Here is a 1028-nt window from a genome sequence, read left to right on the forward strand (position 1 = left end):
GGGGCCATAGCTCAGCTGGGAGAGCGCCTGCTTTGCACGCAGGAGGTCAGGAGTTCGATCCTCCTTGGCTCCACCATCTACGCATCGATATTTAATTAAGGTTCAAAGAATGCTTTGATTTGATTTAACTTAATTCTAATTATTATATTGTGCTAAAGAGATTTATCTGATCAAGGCGCGAGAAGAATGAAAGCAAGAGTTTATAAATATAAATGATTGCTTGAATGATTTGAAGCAACGCAGGTCAGGTGAATGTCTTGAGCACAAGAAGAGATCTTTAACAATTTATTATAGAGTAATGACCAAGAGAATAAGCGCAAACGGCGGATGCCTTGGCAGTCAGAGGCGATGAAAGACGTGATAGCCTGCGAAAAGCTTCGGGGAGTTGGCAAATAAGCATTGATCCGGAGATGTCTGAATGGGGGAACCCGATCGGAAGACAGAAGACAGAGGACGGAAAGCAGAGTTTTTTCGAGTAGCCTATGTTTTGTGTCTTCCGATCATTCAGATGGCGGAAAATAGCGGATTAGAAACGGTAATTTGATTTTAGAGACGTGATATTTAATTTTAGTTTTAAATAATTGTATTTGAATTTTAAAATTAAAGGCATCGCGCAGCGATTCAACAACTGTCTTCTGTCCTCTGTTTTCCGTCATCTGAAAGCGAACGTGGGGAACTGAAACATCTAAGTACCCACAGGAAAAGAAATCAACCGAGATTCCCTCAGTAGCGGCGAGCGAACGGGGAAGAGCCTGGCATATTTTAGCGCATAGATTAGTTGAACATTCTGGGAAGGATGGCCATAGCAGGTGATAGCCCTGTAGACGAAAATTTATGCGTGGAACTAGGTATGCGAATAAGTAGGGCGGGACACGTGAAATCCTGTTTGAAGATGGGGGGACCATCCTCCAAGGCTAAATACTACTGACTGACCGATAGTGAACCAGTACCGTGAGGGAAAGGCGAAAAGAACCCCGATAAGGGGAGTGAAATAGAACCTGAAACCGTTTGCGTACAAGCAGTGGGAG

1 tRNA gene and 1 rRNA gene are annotated in these 1028 nt (G+C 43.7%); both read left to right on the forward strand.

Annotated elements, in window-relative coordinates:
* A tRNA-Ala gene (locus tag DNJ75_RS14920) sits at window positions 1-76 on the forward strand.
* Between the two features lie 224 nt (window positions 77-300).
* A 23S ribosomal RNA gene (locus DNJ75_RS14925) occupies window positions 301-1028 on the forward strand; the annotation flags it as partial.

It is taken from the genome of Cysteiniphilum litorale (assembly GCF_003428165.1).
GTDB lineage: Bacteria > Pseudomonadota > Gammaproteobacteria > Francisellales > Francisellaceae > Caedibacter > Caedibacter litoralis.